Annotated in this window: 12 protein-coding genes and 2 pseudogenes; 7 read left to right on the forward strand and 7 right to left on the reverse strand. The window is 60.6% G+C overall.

Annotated features, from left to right (window positions below; genetic code table 11):
• The first annotated feature begins 55 nt into the window (after nt 1-55).
• Nucleotides 56-1,266: pseudogene (locus LRS56_01700) on the forward strand (pseudouridine synthase).
• A 188-nt stretch (nt 1,267-1,454) separates the two neighbouring features.
• Here LRS56_01700 and LRS56_01705 read toward each other — a convergent pair.
• Nucleotides 1,455-2,413: pseudogene (locus LRS56_01705) on the reverse strand (leucyl aminopeptidase).
• A 73-nt stretch (nt 2,414-2,486) separates the two neighbouring features.
• Nucleotides 2,487-2,624, reverse strand: coding sequence for a hypothetical protein (locus tag LRS56_01710; protein WDU63317.1), 138 nt, complete (start codon nt 2,622-2,624; stop codon nt 2,487-2,489).
• A 636-nt stretch (nt 2,625-3,260) separates the two neighbouring features.
• Between LRS56_01710 and LRS56_01715 the strand changes: the two genes are divergently transcribed.
• The 3 genes from LRS56_01715 (at nt 3,261) to arfB (ending at nt 5,895) form a co-directional block, all read left to right on the forward strand.
• Nucleotides 3,261-4,679: an amino acid permease gene (locus LRS56_01715; protein WDU63318.1), complete on the forward strand. Its 1,419-nt coding sequence runs from the start codon at nt 3,261-3,263 to the stop codon at nt 4,677-4,679.
• 106 nt (nt 4,680-4,785) lie between these two features.
• Nucleotides 4,786-5,469 (forward strand): pentapeptide repeat-containing protein, encoded by a 684-nt coding sequence (locus LRS56_01720; GenBank protein ID WDU63319.1) that lies wholly within the window; start codon nt 4,786-4,788, stop codon nt 5,467-5,469.
• A gap of 12 nt (nt 5,470-5,481) precedes the next feature.
• Nucleotides 5,482-5,895 carry an alternative ribosome rescue aminoacyl-tRNA hydrolase ArfB gene (gene arfB, locus LRS56_01725; protein WDU63320.1) on the forward strand — a complete coding sequence of 138 codons (414 nt, stop codon included), beginning with the start codon at nt 5,482-5,484 and terminating at the stop codon, nt 5,893-5,895.
• Here the strand turns inward: arfB and LRS56_01730 are convergent.
• From LRS56_01730 to LRS56_01740, 3 genes are all read right to left on the reverse strand, one after another.
• Nucleotides 5,892-7,088 (reverse strand): MFS transporter, encoded by a 1,197-nt coding sequence (locus LRS56_01730; protein WDU63321.1) that lies wholly within the window; start codon nt 7,086-7,088, stop codon nt 5,892-5,894. The genes arfB and LRS56_01730 overlap by 4 nt on opposite strands.
• Nucleotides 7,089-7,192: 104 nt before the next feature.
• Nucleotides 7,193-7,366, reverse strand: coding sequence for a hypothetical protein (locus LRS56_01735; protein WDU63322.1), 174 nt, complete (start codon nt 7,364-7,366; stop codon nt 7,193-7,195).
• Nucleotides 7,367-7,747: 381 nt separating this feature from the next.
• A complete protein-coding gene (locus LRS56_01740; protein ID WDU63323.1) occupies nt 7,748-8,059 on the reverse strand; it encodes a DUF962 domain-containing protein in 312 nt (103 codons plus the stop codon).
• A gap of 160 nt (nt 8,060-8,219) precedes the next feature.
• Here LRS56_01740 and LRS56_01745 point away from each other — a divergent pair, with 160 nt between their 5' ends.
• Nucleotides 8,220-9,278, forward strand: a complete 1,059-nt coding sequence (locus LRS56_01745) for an AraC family transcriptional regulator (GenBank protein WDU63324.1) — start codon at nt 8,220-8,222, stop codon at nt 9,276-9,278.
• Here LRS56_01745 and LRS56_01750 read toward each other — a convergent pair.
• Entirely contained in the window at nt 9,235-10,689 is a 1,455-nt protein-coding gene (locus LRS56_01750) for a TrkH family potassium uptake protein (protein ID WDU63325.1), read from the reverse strand. The two genes, LRS56_01745 and LRS56_01750, sit on opposite strands and share 44 nt — an antisense overlap.
• A gap of 87 nt (nt 10,690-10,776) precedes the next feature.
• Between LRS56_01750 and LRS56_01755 the strand changes: the two genes are divergently transcribed.
• Complete coding sequence (locus LRS56_01755; GenBank protein WDU63326.1) at nt 10,777-13,560, forward strand: hypothetical protein; 2,784 nt, start codon at nt 10,777-10,779, stop codon at nt 13,558-13,560.
• Nucleotides 13,557-14,993 carry a hypothetical protein gene (locus LRS56_01760; GenBank protein WDU63327.1) on the forward strand — a complete coding sequence of 479 codons (1,437 nt, stop codon included), beginning with the start codon at nt 13,557-13,559 and terminating at the stop codon, nt 14,991-14,993. Before LRS56_01755 ends, LRS56_01760 begins: the two co-directional genes overlap by 4 nt.
• An 80-nt stretch (nt 14,994-15,073) precedes the next feature.
• On the opposite strand, the gene LRS56_01765 is transcribed toward LRS56_01760, so the two are convergent.
• Nucleotides 15,074-16,417, reverse strand: a complete 1,344-nt coding sequence (locus tag LRS56_01765; GenBank protein WDU63328.1) for a peptidase — start codon at nt 16,415-16,417, stop codon at nt 15,074-15,076.
• Nucleotides 16,418-16,496 lie beyond the last annotated feature (79 nt).

The raw sequence follows: 16,496 nt of genomic DNA on the forward strand, positions 1-16,496 counted from the left end.
AGCTTTCAACACTCTTCAGGCCACGCCTGAATCGACCCACCGGGAGGTGCTCAAGATGAACGACCAAGACCAGAACGACAGCCAGGAAATCGGCCCAGCAGGCGAAAAACTGCAAAAGGTGCTGGCGCGTATCGGCGTGGGCTCGCGCCGCGACGTCGAAGCCTGGATCACCCAGAAGCGCATCAAGGTCAACGGCGTTGAAGCCACCCTTGGCCAGCGCGTCGACCTGCACGATGCAATCACCATTGATGGCAAGGTCATCAAGCGTGAAGAGGCCGCCGAGTCGGTGCGCCGCGTGATCATGTACAACAAGCCCGATGGCGAGATCTGCACCCGTGACGACCCGGAAGGCCGTCCGACTGTGTTCGACAAGATGCCCAAGCCGAAAGAAGGTCGCTGGATCAACATCGGCCGCCTGGACATCAACACCACCGGCTTGCTGATGTTCACCACCGACGGTGAGCTGGCCAACCGCCTGATGCACCCTTCCTACGAGATGGACCGTGAATACGCCGTGCGCGTACGCGGTGAAGTCGATGACGAGATGATCGAACGCCTCAAGGCGGGCGTGGTGCTGGAAGACGGCCCGGCCAAGTTCACCGACATCAAGCAGGCGCCCGGCGGCGAAGGCTTCAACCACTGGTACCACTGCGTGGTGATGGAAGGCCGTAACCGCGAAGTACGTCGCCTGTGGGAATCCCAGGGCCTGGTGGTCAGCCGCCTGAAGCGCGTGCGTTTTGGCCCGGTGTTCTTGAACTCCGACCTGCCGATGGGCCGCTGGCGCGAAATGAGCCAGTACGAAGTCGACATCCTCAGCGCCGAAGTCGGCCTGACGCCGGTCGCCATGCCGCAGATGAACGCCAAGAGCAAAGACAAACTTGAGCGTATGCAGCGTAAATCGTCGCGCCCTGTGGCCCGTACCGAACGTGTTGCGCGCACTGTGCGCCCGGCGCTGAATGCACCGGCGACCGGTGGGCGTATCTCGCGTGAGCCGCACATCGAGGGTGAGCGTCGCCCAACCGCGCCATCGCGTCAGGAAGGTGAGCGTGCGCCACGCACCCGCGTCCTGCCCCGGCAGGTGGTCGCAGCAACCGGGGTGAAGCCGAGCGCCCAGCCGACAACGCCAGTACCAAGCGTCCAGCCAAGCCGGCGGCGAACAAGCGCCCTGGCCCTAAACTGGTCGCGGACGAGCCGTCGGGCAAGCGCCGTGGCGCCCCGGCCGGTTCGGGTCAGCGTCCTGGTTTTGGTCGCAAGAAGCCGCAGTGATGTAAGCGCTGCACAAAAACGCCAACCCTAGGGTTGGCGTTTTTTTTGCCCTCAATTTGGTAACCCAATCAAATGTGGGAGCAGGCTTGCCTGCGATAGCGGTGTATCAGAGGGTACACAGGCCCGCTGACACACCGCCATCGCGGGCAAGCCTGGCTTGCACAGGGACCTCGGTGATGCAGATTCTGCTAAAACGCAAACGTCCCATCAAACACCGGCTTGTCATCCAGCGCCAACACCCCGCTGGCAAAGATCAGATCCAAATGATGGCTGCCTTTCTGCCCTCCACCCAGGCCCAGGTGCAGCCCGCAATGGCGCTCCTCAAACCCGGCATTGCGCGCATACAAGTCCTTGACCCCTTCATTGGTCCCAATCCCCAACTCCTCCACACGGCGGTTGGACGGGTTGGCGTTCAGGTACTTGTTGAAATCCTCTGCCAGCCCCGGCACCTCGCTGGCCACGCTGCAAATCGTCGAGTTCTCGATCCACAGCTCCAGCGGCGACTGCAGCACACCGTATTTGCGTGCGAAGGGGATGGTGCTGAGGAAAGTGCCGACAAACCGCACCTGGCCGTTAATGGCCTCGCTGTGGGTGGCGATCTCGCCGGGGGCCAGGTCATGGTTGCCGACGCCGTTGATATTGGTCCACTTCTTGATGCTGCTCATCGGCGCTTCAAGGCGTGAGCCGTGCTTGTCGGTAAAGCTCAGCACGTTGGCCTCGGACATGCGCCGGATCAGTGTGGCGTTGAGGTCGGCGATGCGCTGCGGCTCGACGCTGAAGGTGTCGTAGAAATAATCGCCATAGTCTTTGAACAGCAGGGATTTTTTCCAGTGTTCGGCCATTACGCCCTGCAGGGCGCGGATAAACTCCGGGCCTTCGGCGCGTGGGTTGGGCAGGGTGGAGGAGTCGTAGAGAAACAGGTACAGGTCGCAGGCTTCGATGGCCTCGGCCAGGCTGTCGCTGCTGACCAGGTCGAGGCGCTGCACCTGGAAGTTGAAGCGGGCGGCGCTGCCGTGGCTGATCGCCTGGGCAATCGCGTCGTAGCGTTCGGTATGGCCCAGCAGCACGGTAGGGCAGCTGCGCCCTGGAGGGCCGGATGGTGAGCCAGGTAGTAGAGAAAGTGTTCGACGGCGCGGGCCTTGTCCATGACGTAGTTCCTTGTGTGCCTTGGGTAAGGAGGCAGGTGCCGTGCACAGCACCTGCCGGGAGCCTGCCGGTTTTTAGAAAGGCCACATCGCGGTGCCGAAAGGCACAACGGCATCGGCTTGCATCATTTCAACGGCGGCCTCGTGGGTCGGCGCTTCAAACCAATCGTCGAGTTGCAGTTCGGTTTCCAGGTCTTTTTCCAGTGCTTGCATGGTGTATCTCCTAGATGACGTTGTTTGAGGACGGCTTGCCGGCGGGCGTCGCCAGCAAGTGAATGAACCTAGGAGAGAGTGTTTGGTAATGCAAAATATTTATTGACACGGTTTCATTTGAATTTTTTGTTCTGTTTTTTCGATGTCATTTTTTATTCAGAAAAAACAACGCATTGCCCAGGGCAATGTGTAGGAATTTTCCCGACGACATTTTTCCGTGCGATGACGGCTGTAACGAGGATTTTCCATGCTGTAACGATTAATTTACGATAAATCTCCGGCTTTCTTGAGTGGCGTTGGGCTGTAAGCAATAGCTGACAGATCGTCGCAGACCCGCTGCGGAGTCATCCTCACGCGGTCGAGCGGTGTACAATGCGCCGCGTTTTACTGTGACCCCCTTGCGTGACCACGCAAAAGGCCAAGACCTCGGGGTTTACCGACCCTGATCACTCCGCCTGGCCACGAGCCGGACGGGTTCGATTTCGTCACAGATAAAAACAAACAGGTGACGCATGACCGTTAGAAAGACGCTGTACTCCTGGTGCCTGCGCTGGGGTTTGAGCGGCGCTGCTTGAGTCGAGATTCAAGCCAGCAACGTGCATACAACATCATCAAACCTTGCGTGAGACCCTTTTCATGAGTGGACCCCATTCCTCTTCAGGCGAGCTGAAACGCGGCCTGAAAAATCGGCATATCCAGTTGATCGCCCTTGGCGGCGCCATCGGCACCGGCCTGTTCCTGGGCTCGGCCGGGGTGCTCAAATCCGCCGGCCCGTCGATGATCCTGGGCTATGCCATCTGCGGCTTTATCGCCTTCATGATCATGCGCCAGCTCGGCGAAATGATTGTCGAAGAGCCGGTCGCCGGTTCCTTCAGCCACTTTGCCCACAAGTACTGGGGCGGTTTCGCCGGCTTCCTGTCGGGCTGGAACTGCTGGATTCTGTACATCCTGGTGGGGATGTCGGAGCTGACGGCCGTTGGCAAATATGTGCACTACTGGTGGCCGGAGATCCCGACCTGGGTCTCGGCGGCGGCGTTCTTCGTGCTGATCAACCTGATCAACCTGGCCAACGTCAAAGTCTTTGGTGAGGCCGAGTTCTGGTTCGCCATCATCAAAGTGGTAGCGATTGTCGGCATGATCGCGCTGGGCAGCTACCTGCTGGTCAGCGGCAGCGGCGGCCCGCAAGCCTCGGTGAGTAACCTGTGGGAACACGGCGGCTTCTTCCCCCATGGCGTGGGCGGCCTGGTGATGGCCATGGCGATCATCATGTTCTCCTTCGGCGGCCTGGAAATGCTCGGCTTCACCGCCGCCGAAGCCGATCAGCCACGCACCGTGATCCCCAAGGCGATCAACCAGGTGATCTACCGCATTCTGATTTTCTACATCGGCGCGCTGGTGGTGCTGTTGTCGCTGACGCCGTGGGACAGCCTGCTGGCCACCCTCAACGCGTCCGGCGATGCCTACAGCGGCAGCCCGTTCGTGCAGGTGTTCTCGATGCTGGGCAGCAACACCGCCGCGCATATCCTTAACTTCGTGGTGCTGACGGCGGCGTTGTCGGTGTACAACAGCGGCACCTACTGCAACAGCCGCATGCTGCTGGGCATGGCCGAACAGGGCGATGCACCCAAGGCGCTGGCGAAGATCGACAAGCGCGGCGTGCCGGTGCGTTCGATCCTCGCCTCAGCGGCAGTCACCCTGGTGGCGGTGTTGATGAACTACTTTATCCCGCAACACGCGCTGGAACTGCTGATGTCGCTGGTGGTGGCCACGTTGGTGATCAACTGGGCGATGATCAGCTTCTCGCACTTCAAGTTCCGCCAGCACATGAACCGCACCGGCCAGGTGCCGCTGTTCAAGGCGTTGTGGTACCCGTACGGCAACTACATCTGCCTGGCGTTCGTGGCATTTATCCTGGTGATCATGCTGATGATTCCGGGGATTCAGGTATCGGTCTACGCAATCCCGGTGTGGGTGGCGTTTATGGCGGTGTGTTACTGGATCAAGAACAAGCGCAGGGCCGAAGCGGCGCTGACGGCGAGTGCGGCGCTGAAGTAGGCTGCCTCGCGTAAACGGAAAACCCGGCGTCTTGCCGGGTTTTTTGTTGGCGCTGGCGGGTTAGACTCGCGCCTGGATTTTTATCTGTTTTGTCTGCGGAGCCCCCATGCAACACACCGATATCGATGGCGGCACCCTGCAGCGCGATGCGTTGGAGGACTTGATCAACCAGCACGGCAGGCCCTTGCGGCTGGTGGGCGTGGACTTGAGTGGTGCGGACCTGTCACGGATGTCGCTCGATCACTGGGTGTTCGAGCGCTGCATCCTGGTCCAAACCTCCTTCCTCGGCGCGCGCCTGGAAGGCACCCAGTGGACCAGTTGCCGGGCGGCCCACGCGATCTTCGAAGCGGCAAACCTGCTGGAAGCGCAATTCAGCAGCTGCGACCTCAACAACACGCGCTGGCAGCGCAGCAAGCTGTCCCAGGCGAGTTTCGCTCACTGCAAGCTGACGGGTGCCAACTTCACCCATTGCGCGTCCCTTGGGCTGAGCTTCAGCGAAACCCGGCTTAACAGCGCGTTCTTGTGCGGGTTGTCGTTTGCGCGAACCGTGCTGAATAACCTGGATTTTTCCGACAGCGATTTGTCGGATGCCGACTTTCGCAAGGCCGAGTTGATCGACTGCAGCCTTGCCCACGCGCGTATCAACGGCGCGAATTTCGCCGGTGCCGACCTGCGCGGTGCCGATTTGAGCGGGTTTCGCCTCAATGATGCCAAACTGTTCAAAGGCGCCGTGATATCCAAAGCCCAGGCGTCGATGTTGTTGTCCGAGTTGGGTTTGTCCGTTGCCTAAGGTGTTTGATTGATGCTGGTGATTTCCAACAATGTGCACCTGCCCGATGCCGAAATCGAGCTGACCGCCATTCGCGCCCAGGGCGCAGGCGGGCAGAACGTCAATAAGGTATCGAGCGCGGTGCACCTGCGTTTTGATATTCCGGCGTCGTCACTGCCGGAGTTCTACAAGGAGCGGCTGCTGGCACTGCGCGACAGCCGGATCACCAGCGAAGGCGTGCTGGTGCTCAAGGCCCAGCAATACCGGACCCAGGAACAGAACCGCGCCGATGCGCTGGAACGTCTGGTGGAGCTGATCCTCAGTGCCACCAAGGTCGAGAAGAAGCGCCGTCCGACCAAGCCGACCCTGGGCTCGAAAAAGCGCCGCCTCGAATCCAAGACCAAGCGCGGCAGCATCAAGGCCGGTCGCGGCAAGGTGGATTTCTAGGCGTCGCGGGCTTCGCGGGCCTTGGGCGCCTGGCGGTACAGGTAGACGCACAGCAGCAAGCTGCCAAACGCCGCGATGGCGGCGAACAGGAAGATCGACGCAAAGCCAAAGCCTGCCGCGACGGCCCCGGCCAGCGGGCCGGTGATCCCCAGCGACAAGTCGATAAACAACGAATAGGCGCCCACTGCCGAACCCCGGCTGGACGCCGGCACCAGGTTGACCGCCTCCACCCCCAATGCCGGGAAGACCAGGGAAAAGCCGAAGCCGCTCAAGGCTGCACCCGCCAGGGCCAGGTTGGCGTCCGACGCCAGCCACAGTAACAGCAGGCCGAGGATCTCCACCGACAGGCAGGCAATTGCCACGCGAAAGCCGCCGATGCGGTTGATCATATTGCCGAACAACAGGCGTGCGCCGATAAAGCTGGCGCCGAACAGGGTCAGTGCCCACACCGCGTTATCCCAGTGCTGGGTGGTGTAATACAGGGTGATAAACGTGGCGATGGTGCCAAAGCCGATGGAGCCCAGGGCCAGTGCGCAACCATGCGGCATTACCCGGCCCAGTACATTCATGAAGGGTAGGCGCACGCCGGCCACAATCGGCGCCGCTTGCTTTTTCCAGGCCAGCAGCAGGCCAAACACCGCCAATAGAATGATGCTGACGCCCATGCTCCACAGCCCGAAGTGACTGACCAGCAGCACCCCCAGCGGGGCGCCGACCGCCAGCGCGCCATAGCTGGCGATACCGTTCCAAGAAATGACCTTGGCCGTGTTCTTCGCCCCCACCAAGCCAATCCCCCAGCCGATGGCGCCCGAACCCACCAGGCTTTCAGCGCTGCCCAACACCAGGCGGCCGATCAGCAGGCAGCACAGGCTCAGGGTCGGCAAGCTTGCAAACCAGGCTGCCAGCAACATGAACACACCGCTCAGGCCGCACCCCACGAGGCCGATCAGGACTGAGCGCTTGCTGCCCAGGTTATCGATGACGCGACCGGTATAAGGACGGCTCAACAGCGTGGCCAGGTATTGCACGCTGATCACCAGCCCCGCGATCACCGCGCCGTAGCCCAGTTCACTGTGGACATAGCCCGGCAGCACGGCCAGGGGAATGCCGATATTCAGGTAGCCGATAAAGGTGAACAACACGATGGAAACAACTTGCAGCGTGACCGCCATGGGGCGCTGGGTATCTGGCATGGGAGAGATCCACTGTCGCAGCAGGTAACGATAGGCTGCTAATGATACCGGGGCTTTCGCCAGTGCAGGGCGCTAAAACACGAAAACCTCAGGTCGGGATGACCTCAGGCTTGGGGCGGGGCCAGCAATTGGGTGGTGACCAGGGCGGCCAATGCGTTTTCCTGGGTGCCGAAGCGCTTGAGCAACAGGGCTTGTTTGTCCGCGCTGAGGCGGTTCCAGATCTCGACCATCTGCAGGGCAGTGTCGAGGACGGCGGTATCAGGGAGGCTATCTGTCATGGCGGGTATCTCGGGGTGATTCAGGCAGTGTGGAAAACGCTCAAAAAACGCTGCGCTTTCCACACGGTCTGGTACGGCGTCAGTCCTGGCTTTCGCTGTCGACTGGTTTTGCTTCTTTGGCCTCAGACTGTTTGTCGCTGGCCTGCTGCGGTGTTGGCTGCTCAGTAGGGTGCAGGCTTGGGAAGGGGAGATTAGGTATCTCGTGCATCGTCGTCGCTCCTCGCAAGGTCTGTTTTTTCAATCGCAGTGTGATTGCGCGCTCTCAAAAAGCCTTGGCAGGATACAGCACTGAAAATGACAAAAAGAGTTTTATGAGGCTAGACCGACGAATTTTCAGTTTTTAGGCAAGTGACAAGAGGTCACAGGCTGGAAGGGCGCTTTTTAAAAGGGCACTTTGCCCAGAATCATGTCGCGGTACATCACAAAATCGCCCAGCAGGCTGTAGAACGGGTGCTGAAACGTGGCAGGGCGGTTCTTTTCGAAGAAAAAGTGGCCGATCCAGGCAAAGCTGTAACCGGCAATCGGCACGGCCAGCAGCAAGCCCAGTGACCCTCTGCCGACGGCATACGCCAGAATGCCGATGACCAGGGTGGTGCCGATAAAGTGCAAGCGCCGGCAGGTGCTGTTGGCGTGCTCGGCCAGGTAATAGGGGTAGAACTCAGCAAAGCTATTGAATCGCTTGACGTTTTCCACGGCGAAGGGCCCTTTGATTGTTATGCCGCCCAACAGATGTTCGGCGGGGAGCTTATTTGAGTCTAGAGTGATCAGTGGTAACAGCCAGTGACAATAGATGCCACTTTAGTATCCTTGGCTTCCTGGCTGCCGTTTAAGCCTGCTTTATTAAGAAGACGCCATGAGCGAACGAACAACTTCTGCAAGCTGGGCGATGGGGATAGTCAAGGCACTGGAAATGGACGGCCTGGATTGCCGTGCGTTGTTCACGCAACTGGGGCTGGACTACGCCGCTTTGAATGACCCCGATGCGCGGTTTCCGCAAGACTCCATGACCCGGCTGTGGCAGCGGGCGGTGGAGTTGTCGGGCAACCCGGCGATTGGCCTGAACATGGGCAAGGTGGTGCGCCCGGCGTCGTTCCATGTGGCCGGTTATGCGCTGATGTCCAGCAACACCCTGGCCGAAGGCTTTATGCGCCTGGTGCGTTACCAGCGCATCATCGCCGAAAGCGCTGACTTGAGTTTCAGACTGTTACCCGAAGGCTATGCGCTGATTCTGACGGTGCACGGCGATCATCTCCCACCCACCCGACAAAGCGCCGAGGCCTCCCTGGCCAGTGCATTGGCGCTGTGCGGCTGGCTGACCGGGCGCACCCTGCAGCCGCGCAAGGTGCTGTTGCAAGGTGACCAGCCGGCGGACCTGGCGCCTTACAAGCAAGCCTTCCATGCGCCCCTGGAGTTCGATGCGCCCTATGACGCGCTGATATTCGAGCGGGCCGATATGGATGCGCCGCTGCCCACGGCCAACGAGGCCATGGCGCTGCTGCATGATCGGTTTGCCGGCGAGTACCTGGCGCGTTTCTCTGAAAGCCGCGTGACCCACAAAGCGCGCCAGGTATTGTGCCGCCTGTTGCCCCAGGGTGAACCCAAACGCGAAGTGGTGGCCCAGACCCTGCACCTGTCCCAGCGCACCTTGCAGCGGCGCCTGCAGGAAGAGGGCACCAGTTTCCAGACCCTGCTCGACGATACCCGCCGCGAATTGGCCGAACAGTACCTGGCGCAGCCGAGCATGACCCTGCTGGAAATCGCTTATCTGTTGGGCTTTGCCGACCCGAGCAACTTCTTTCGCGCCTTCCGCCGCTGGTTCGACGCCACGCCCGGCGAATACCGGGCGCGGTTGCAGGAAGCGTCGACGGTCAGTGACGCCAAAATGCCGGAATGCACAGAACAAAGACTGTAATAATTTCCAGCCGACCCAGCAGCATGCCCAGCGACAGGATCCACTTGGCTGCATCCGGCAGGCTGGCGAAGTTGCCCGCCGGGCCGATGGTTTCGCCCAGGCCGGGGCCCACGCCGGACACGGTACTGGCCGCGCCGGTCAGCGCGGTCATCCAGTCCAGGCCCAGCAGCGACAGGGCCAGGGCGATGGCGCAGATGGTGATGGCGAAGAAAAACGAGAAGGTCAGGATCGAACGTACGATTTCTTCGTCGAGGCGGTGGCCGTTGTACTTCTGCTTGATCACTGCACGTGGGTGAATCAGCTGATTCAAGTTGGCCTTGAGCAGGATATAGGCGACCTGGAACCGGAAGATCTTGATCCCGCCCGCCGTCGACCCCGAACAGCCGCCGATAAAGCCCAGGTAGAAGAACAGCATCAGTGAGAAGTTGCCCCACAGGCTGTAGTCCCCCAGTGCAAAACCGGTGGTGGTGACCACCGAGGTCACGTTCAATGCCACGTGGCGCAGGGCGTCCAGCCAATGCAGGTTGGTGGTCCACCAGTACCAGGTGCCGAGCACCAGCCAGGTCACCAGCAGCAGGCCGAGCAAGCCTTGCACCTGTTGGTCCTTGATCAACGCCCGACGGTTGCCGCGCAAGGTGGCGACATACAGGGTGAACGGCAAGCTGCCCAGGATCATCACCACCACCGCCACCCAGTGCACCGCCGGTTGTTTCCAGTGGGCCAGGGATTCATCGGAGGTCGAGAACCCGCCGGTGGAAATCGCCGACATGGCGTGGTTGATCGCATCGAACAGGCCCATGCCGGCCCACCAGAACGCCAGGCTGCCGAGGATGGTGATGCCCACATACGCCGCCACGATCAGCCGCGCCACCATGTGCGAGCGCGGCATGACCTTTTCCGAGCGGTCTGAGGACTCGGTCTGGAACAGGCGCATGCCACCAATGCGCAGCAGCGGCAGGATCGCCACCGCCATGCCGATAAAGCCGATACCGCCGAGCCAGTGCAGCAGCGAGCGCCACATCAGGATGCCCGGCGACATGGTGTCCAGGCCGCTCAATACCGTGGAACCGGTGGCGGTGATGCCGGACATGCTTTCAAAAAACGAGTCGGTGTAGCTGATGTGCTGGGTCAGCAAAAACGGCAGCGCGGCGAACACACACACCACCACCCAACTGGTCACGGTCAGCAGGTACATGTCGCGCGGGCGCAAGTGCACATGTTCGGGGCGGCCGGGAATCACCAGGGCCAGGCCGGCGATAAAGGTGATCAGGCTGGCCCACAGGAACGACGGCAGGTCGCTGGTGCGTTCGAAAATCACCAGGGTGGCCATGGGCACGACCATGGCGATCGCGAGGGTGATCAGGAAGATGCCGATAATGAAACCGATGATGCGTAGGGTCGGCAACGCCATGAAGTCTGCTCGGGTAACAGGGAAAGGCGCCATTCTACCTGGGGTGCAGGGCAAGTAAACCGGCGCGGTGTGTGCGCTCGCCCACACATGTATAACGCACCCGCAATCGTTCGGTTCTTCAGCATGGGGCTTCTGACTTCTTCCGAGATCGCCGCCATGCCGTTTGAATATTTAACCGATACGCCGTTGATGGGGCGCCTGCTTGCCAACGACCCGCCGTCACAGATCACCCTGACCCGCAAACTGTCGAGGCTGAACCGCAAGGTCATGGAGTTGCTGGTGAAGCAACCTGATTTCGAGGCCTTTGTGCAGTCCGAGTTTGATCAGCAGTTCAGCGAGCTGACGCCTCAGCTCGGGGTGGGCAAAGGCTATGTTCAGTCCCGGGAGCCGCAGCAGCCCACCACGGATGACATGCCGTTGCCGCCCACGCTGCTGGATGCCATGGTGCAGCGCATTGCAACGGGCCAGGCATCCACCTACGCCAGTGGCGACACCGTGTTTTTGCGTGCGCCTGCCGAGGGGGGCGACACGCAGCCCGAACCTGCCCTGACGGCCCAGGCGTTCGATGGGTTTGTCGACAGCCTGGCGACGCAGTTGGCCGCCCGCTACAAGGCCTTCATGCACACGTTCTGGAGCCTCACACTGGAAGGTTCGAGCGATGTGCGCACGCGTAAACAGCGGCTGATTGATACAAGAATCGAACAGTTGCGTACCGAATTGGCCTTGCTCAAAAACGATGGCCTGTTCACGGCCGCAGGCGAAGCGTTGTTCGACAAGGTGCTGCGCGCTCCCACCGCGCTGGCTCGTCGGGCGTTCGAAAGCTATAAACCGTGCGTCTATGGCCTGGCTGTCAAGGGCGCGGCGGGGATACACCCAGCGCTTTACGGCGCGTTTATCCTGACCGCCCGCGACCCGCAGGACGCCGAAAGCACCGTTGTGGCAGAGGTACCCGACGAGCCGCAGGTGCGTGCGGTGCATGCGGGGATGAATCTGGGAATTGTGCTGTTGTTCAGCCCTGATACTGGCCTGGAGGAATTTGACTCCCTGGCCAGCCTTGACCGGGAACTGCACCGGCGCTTGAACCATCCCCAGGAGTTCACCCGGCTCTTGGCGTTGATGGCGCAAAACGACCAGCCCCATGGCTTGGCTCTGCACCGTGAGCGCAAGCCGAGCGAGCAATTCAAATACCTCGAATGGCTGGACTCACCGTTCAGCCATGCCGTTGAGGGCCAATGCCTCAAGCTGCACGAGGACTTTATCGCGACAGTCACCCGCTATCAGGTGCTCCGGGACGGGGCAGACCCTGCCTGGTTGCCGCAGAGCCTGGATCAAGCGACCGATCTGGAGCGTGCTTTCGACAGCAGCGGGGTGCTGGTGGCCCGGTTTGGAAAGCGTGGGCAGGCTCAGCTCAAAACCTTTCTGGAGGGGGCCGATAACGCCGACAAGCTTGCCTGGCACACGGCGATGCGCAATTACTGCGACGAGCTGTCCAACCTGCCTGAGTCCGAGGGGCAGCTGTCCCTTGCCCAGTTCAGTGACAGAACCGCCTTGCTTGCCTACAGCAATAAGCAACTGCGGGCGCTGCTCAAGGAGCAATTCGGGTTGCACGTCGACCCGGACACGATTGTGATTCATACGCGAGAGCCGTATGTGCCGACCAGGCCCTATGTGCCCGGGGCCCCTGCGTCAGGAACCGTAGAAGGAAGCGTGCAGAGGTGGGTGCACCGCAAACGCAGCCTGACCGAATTGGCCCTTGAAAATGTGGGCGGGCTGGACTTCAACTTCACCAACTTTTCCCGACTCACCGACAAAAACGATGTGGCCTATACCGCCCTGACCCCTGAACAGGTGAAGGACCTGGTCCGTAGCGCCAATATCGGCAACCACTACGATGCGTTTTTAAAGGATCGGTTGATCACCTCACCCGAAGCGCTGACGCAAAAAGGCAATTTCGCCCGATGCCTGGCACTGCAGGTACGGCTGGATGCCATTGAGGCGAAAATCGCCGGTGACTTTCTCCCGGACCGGCTGGCGCGTGGTTTCAACTGGGTGCAGGCGGTGCTGGATGAGCCTGTCGACAGTGATCGGCGCCAGACCGTCGAAGGTCAGCGGATTGTGGTGCAATCCTTGAGGTTGCGGGGCGAGCGGGTGCGGGGTGTGTGGTTGTTTCGCGCCGCCTCTTCGAGTGTCGGTTCTACCGTGGTTTACGCGCCGCAAGCACCGGGTGGTCGGGTCTTTTATGAGTTTTCGAATGACCGGTTATCCAGTGATTTTGCGTTTAACAGCTTTTGGCGTGACTACCTGCTCGGGCGGGTGGTGCTCGCGCAGCGCAAACGGACCCGAAGTATCTTGCAGGGGCGCGGTGACGTTACGCTGCTGAACATGCCAAGGATCGCCAATAACATTTTCGAGGAGGCCTATGAGGTGGAGGCCAGTTTCGCGATCAATGATGCCGCGGACCAATCGACGACCACCGGCGAAACAAATATCGACACTGCCGTGACGGTAGCCACTGCGATTTTCGACATCGTCACCGTCGTTCTACCGATCAAGATCATGCTTCCGATCAACCTGGCCAGAAGCCTGTACGCGGTGTTCAAAGCCGTGGACGCCGCTAGCCTTGGGGACCGTGAGGAGGCTGCCCATTATATTGTGCGGGCTCTGGGCGAGCTTGCGGGGGCGTTGATCGATGGTGCCATGGGGGCCGGCGCCCGCACGGGTACACGGGTCGCTTCATCTGCGCCTCGAGGGCTGAACCCGCAGATGGCCCTGAGAACGAAGCCTGCTGATGTGCGCGTTCTCAGCGGCTGGGAGGGCAAGGGTATCTATTACCGTGTTTTGCGGGAGGGGGCGGTCGAGAGTATTTTATGAACGAGCAGAATCGTTGGTTCTCGATCATCGATGACGGCGGCGAGCAGGCCTGGCGGGTCAAGGATGTGCGTAGGCCTCATCGGCATCACCAAGATCTGATCCGCCTGGATCAAAAAGGCCGCTGGGAAGTGGGCTCGCCTCCTGGCAGGGGCCTGAGGGGCGGCTTGTCACCCGATGAGCAGTTGATGCAGCTCTATCCTTTTCTAGACGAAGCCAAGGTTCGTCGAGTGTTTGAGTCATTCAACTTTCCATGTGGGCATGAACTCGAATTTCAACTCAGCCTGGTCCACTACCTGAGGTCGGGCGCTGCGCTTGACCTCTTTGATCAGTATTTGATGGTGACGCCTCAGCGTCTATTGGCGCGCCTCAGGGGCGCCGACTTACCTGGCACGCCACTGACGCCGGTTAACGTAACGCCTGGGCCCAGCCGGGCAGGGCCCGTGAGGCCAGCGCGTGAACGATTCGTCGACTGGGGGCAAACCATTGATCCTGTCCAGCTCCAGCTAAAGCACGTCGAGCAGGGCATTTATGTGCGCGTGGGCGGGCCGCCCGAGCTGATTGGCACCGAATACATCAAGATTGATCAGCACTATTATCCGATTCTGCCTCTCGGTGCCGTCCCGCCTCGAACTATCAATACGGTATTCATGCGTGATCCCACTCTGTCGTTGCGCACCTACGAGCAGTTTGAGTCGATGCTCAGAAGGGACCTGTTCGACCAGCCGCGCGTGGCGACCTTCGCCGCCGCGGATGGTCGTTGGATCAACCCCATGCCAATGCCGTTTCGAAAGACAATGGCCGCCTCGGTGGCAGAGGCTTTTCCAATGCTGACGGCGACCAGTGTGGAAGAAGTCGCACGGGCGCTGTTCAACGCGGCTAACCCGAACGGGTTGACCGCCTGGGGAGCCAGCATGATGCAGCGGACCTTGCGCCATTGGCGTTCTGGCGCATCAGTGGTGCCAGCCCACTTGGGGGAGCCAATGACGCTGCTGCCCAGGTCCTCGCCAACGGTCCAGGGCCATTGGTTGCTGAACGATGCGCCTGGGCAATACTCGCAACTGAACTATCGTACCGATCGTATTGGGCCACCTTTTCAGGACGCTTTGGAGGCCGGCGGTAGACCATCGCTCAGGGCCCTGATGGTCGAGGTGTTGACCCGTGATGGCTATCAAATCGACTTCAGCTACCCCATGCCCGGCGAGTTGCTGTTCAGGCGGCCGAAAAGTCAGACGTTGTACTGGCTGCAGTTGCAAAGGACGTCTGCAGGCGTTGTCAGTCGAAGCGGGGTTAACGCGCCCAGCCCTTTCCTGATGAGTACCTTATTGAATGAGCGGGTGGGCACTGCACAGAGGAGCAACAACCTGGTCTCGCTGATGGGAGGTATTAACCGTAGCCATGACGGGGCAACCTCTATTTTCGTCATCCGGATTTAAGAGAGGCCGGCAAGCGGGCAAAAAAAATGCCCCGAACGGTCGGGGCATTTTTACTGCGGCTTCAGGGAGGCCTGTACGGATCAGAACTCGTGATCAGCGTTATCCGGGTTCAGGTCGCTGATGCCCAGCTTGCCGGCAGCGGCTTCGATCGAACCGGTCTGCTTGACCAGTGCGGCAATCGCATCACGTACGATCTGGTTGCCTGCATCGTTACCGGCGGCGATCAGTTGGTCGTAGTGCTCACCCTTGTTGGCGTGGTCAACCATGACCTGGATCTTCGCTTCGGTCGCAGCCAGGTCGGCTTTCAAGGCGGTGTCAGCGGCCGGGTCAGCCTTGGCAACCAGGGACGACAGGCTGGCGCCGGTCATTTTGCTGCCGTCGACACGGGTGTACTCGCCCAGGTAGACGTTGCGGATGCCCTTGGCGTCGTAGAAGTGCGAGTTGTGGGTGTTATCGCTGAAGCAGTCCTGCTCGTCTTCAGGCGAGTTGGCTTCCAGGGATACCTTCATGCGCTCACCGGCCAGCTCGCCGAGGGACAGGCTACCCATGCCGAACAACATTTTGCGCAGGCCATCGGTGGCGGGTTCGGCCTCGAGGGTGGCGCGGTAGTTGTCTTCGACGTTGGGTTTCCAGTTGCCGACCATCTCTTGCAGGTCGCTGACCAGCAGTTGGGTCACGGCGCTCAGGTAGGCGCGGCGACGCTCGTTGTGGCCGCCGGTGGCGCCGTCGCCGGTCAGGTAGTCCGATGCAGGACGGTTGCCGGCGCCTGGGCCGGTGCCGTTCAGGTCCTGGCCCCAGAGCAGGAATTCGATGGCATGGTAGCCGGTGGCGACGTTGGCCTCCGAACCGCCCAGCTCATTGAGGCTGGCGAGTTTTTCCGGCGTGATGTCCTTCACGTCAACCTTGTCTTCACCGACCTGAATCTCATTGTTGGCGATGATGTTGGCGGTGGCGCCGGGGTTACCCAGGGCGTGCTCGTAGGATTTGTCGACGTAGTCGATCAGGCCTTCGTCCAGCGGCCATGCGTTCACCTGGCCTTCCCAGTCGTCAATGATGGTATTGCCGAAACGGAACACTTCACTCTGCAAGTACGGCACGCGGGCGGCGATCCAGGCGGTACGCGCAGCTTTCAGCGTGTCGTCGTTCGGCTTGGCGAGGAAGGCGTCGATCGCGGTTTGCAGGGTTTTTGCAGTGGACTCGGCATCGCTGTACACCGCGAACACCATGTCTGCGTAATGCGCGACCACGGCCTTGGCGGCCGCTTCGTCGACCTGGCCGGCAGGAGTGGCAGCCGCTGGTGCGGTAGTGCTGGCGGCCGGGGTCGGGGCCTGAGGCGCGGCGGCCTTGTCTTTACCTTCGCCGCAGCCGGCGAGAGAAATAGCAATGGCCAGCAGACTGGCGGTGGCCAGGGGCATACGAATCATGGCGAACATCCTGCTTCGGTTGTTGATGGGGCGCGCGGGGGAGCGCAAAAACTGCGACATAATGCGAAAGATTTGCATT

The sequence above is a fragment of the Pseudomonas poae genome, from assembly GCA_028869255.1.
In the GTDB taxonomy this organism is placed as follows: domain Bacteria; phylum Pseudomonadota; class Gammaproteobacteria; order Pseudomonadales; family Pseudomonadaceae; genus Aquipseudomonas; species Aquipseudomonas poae_C.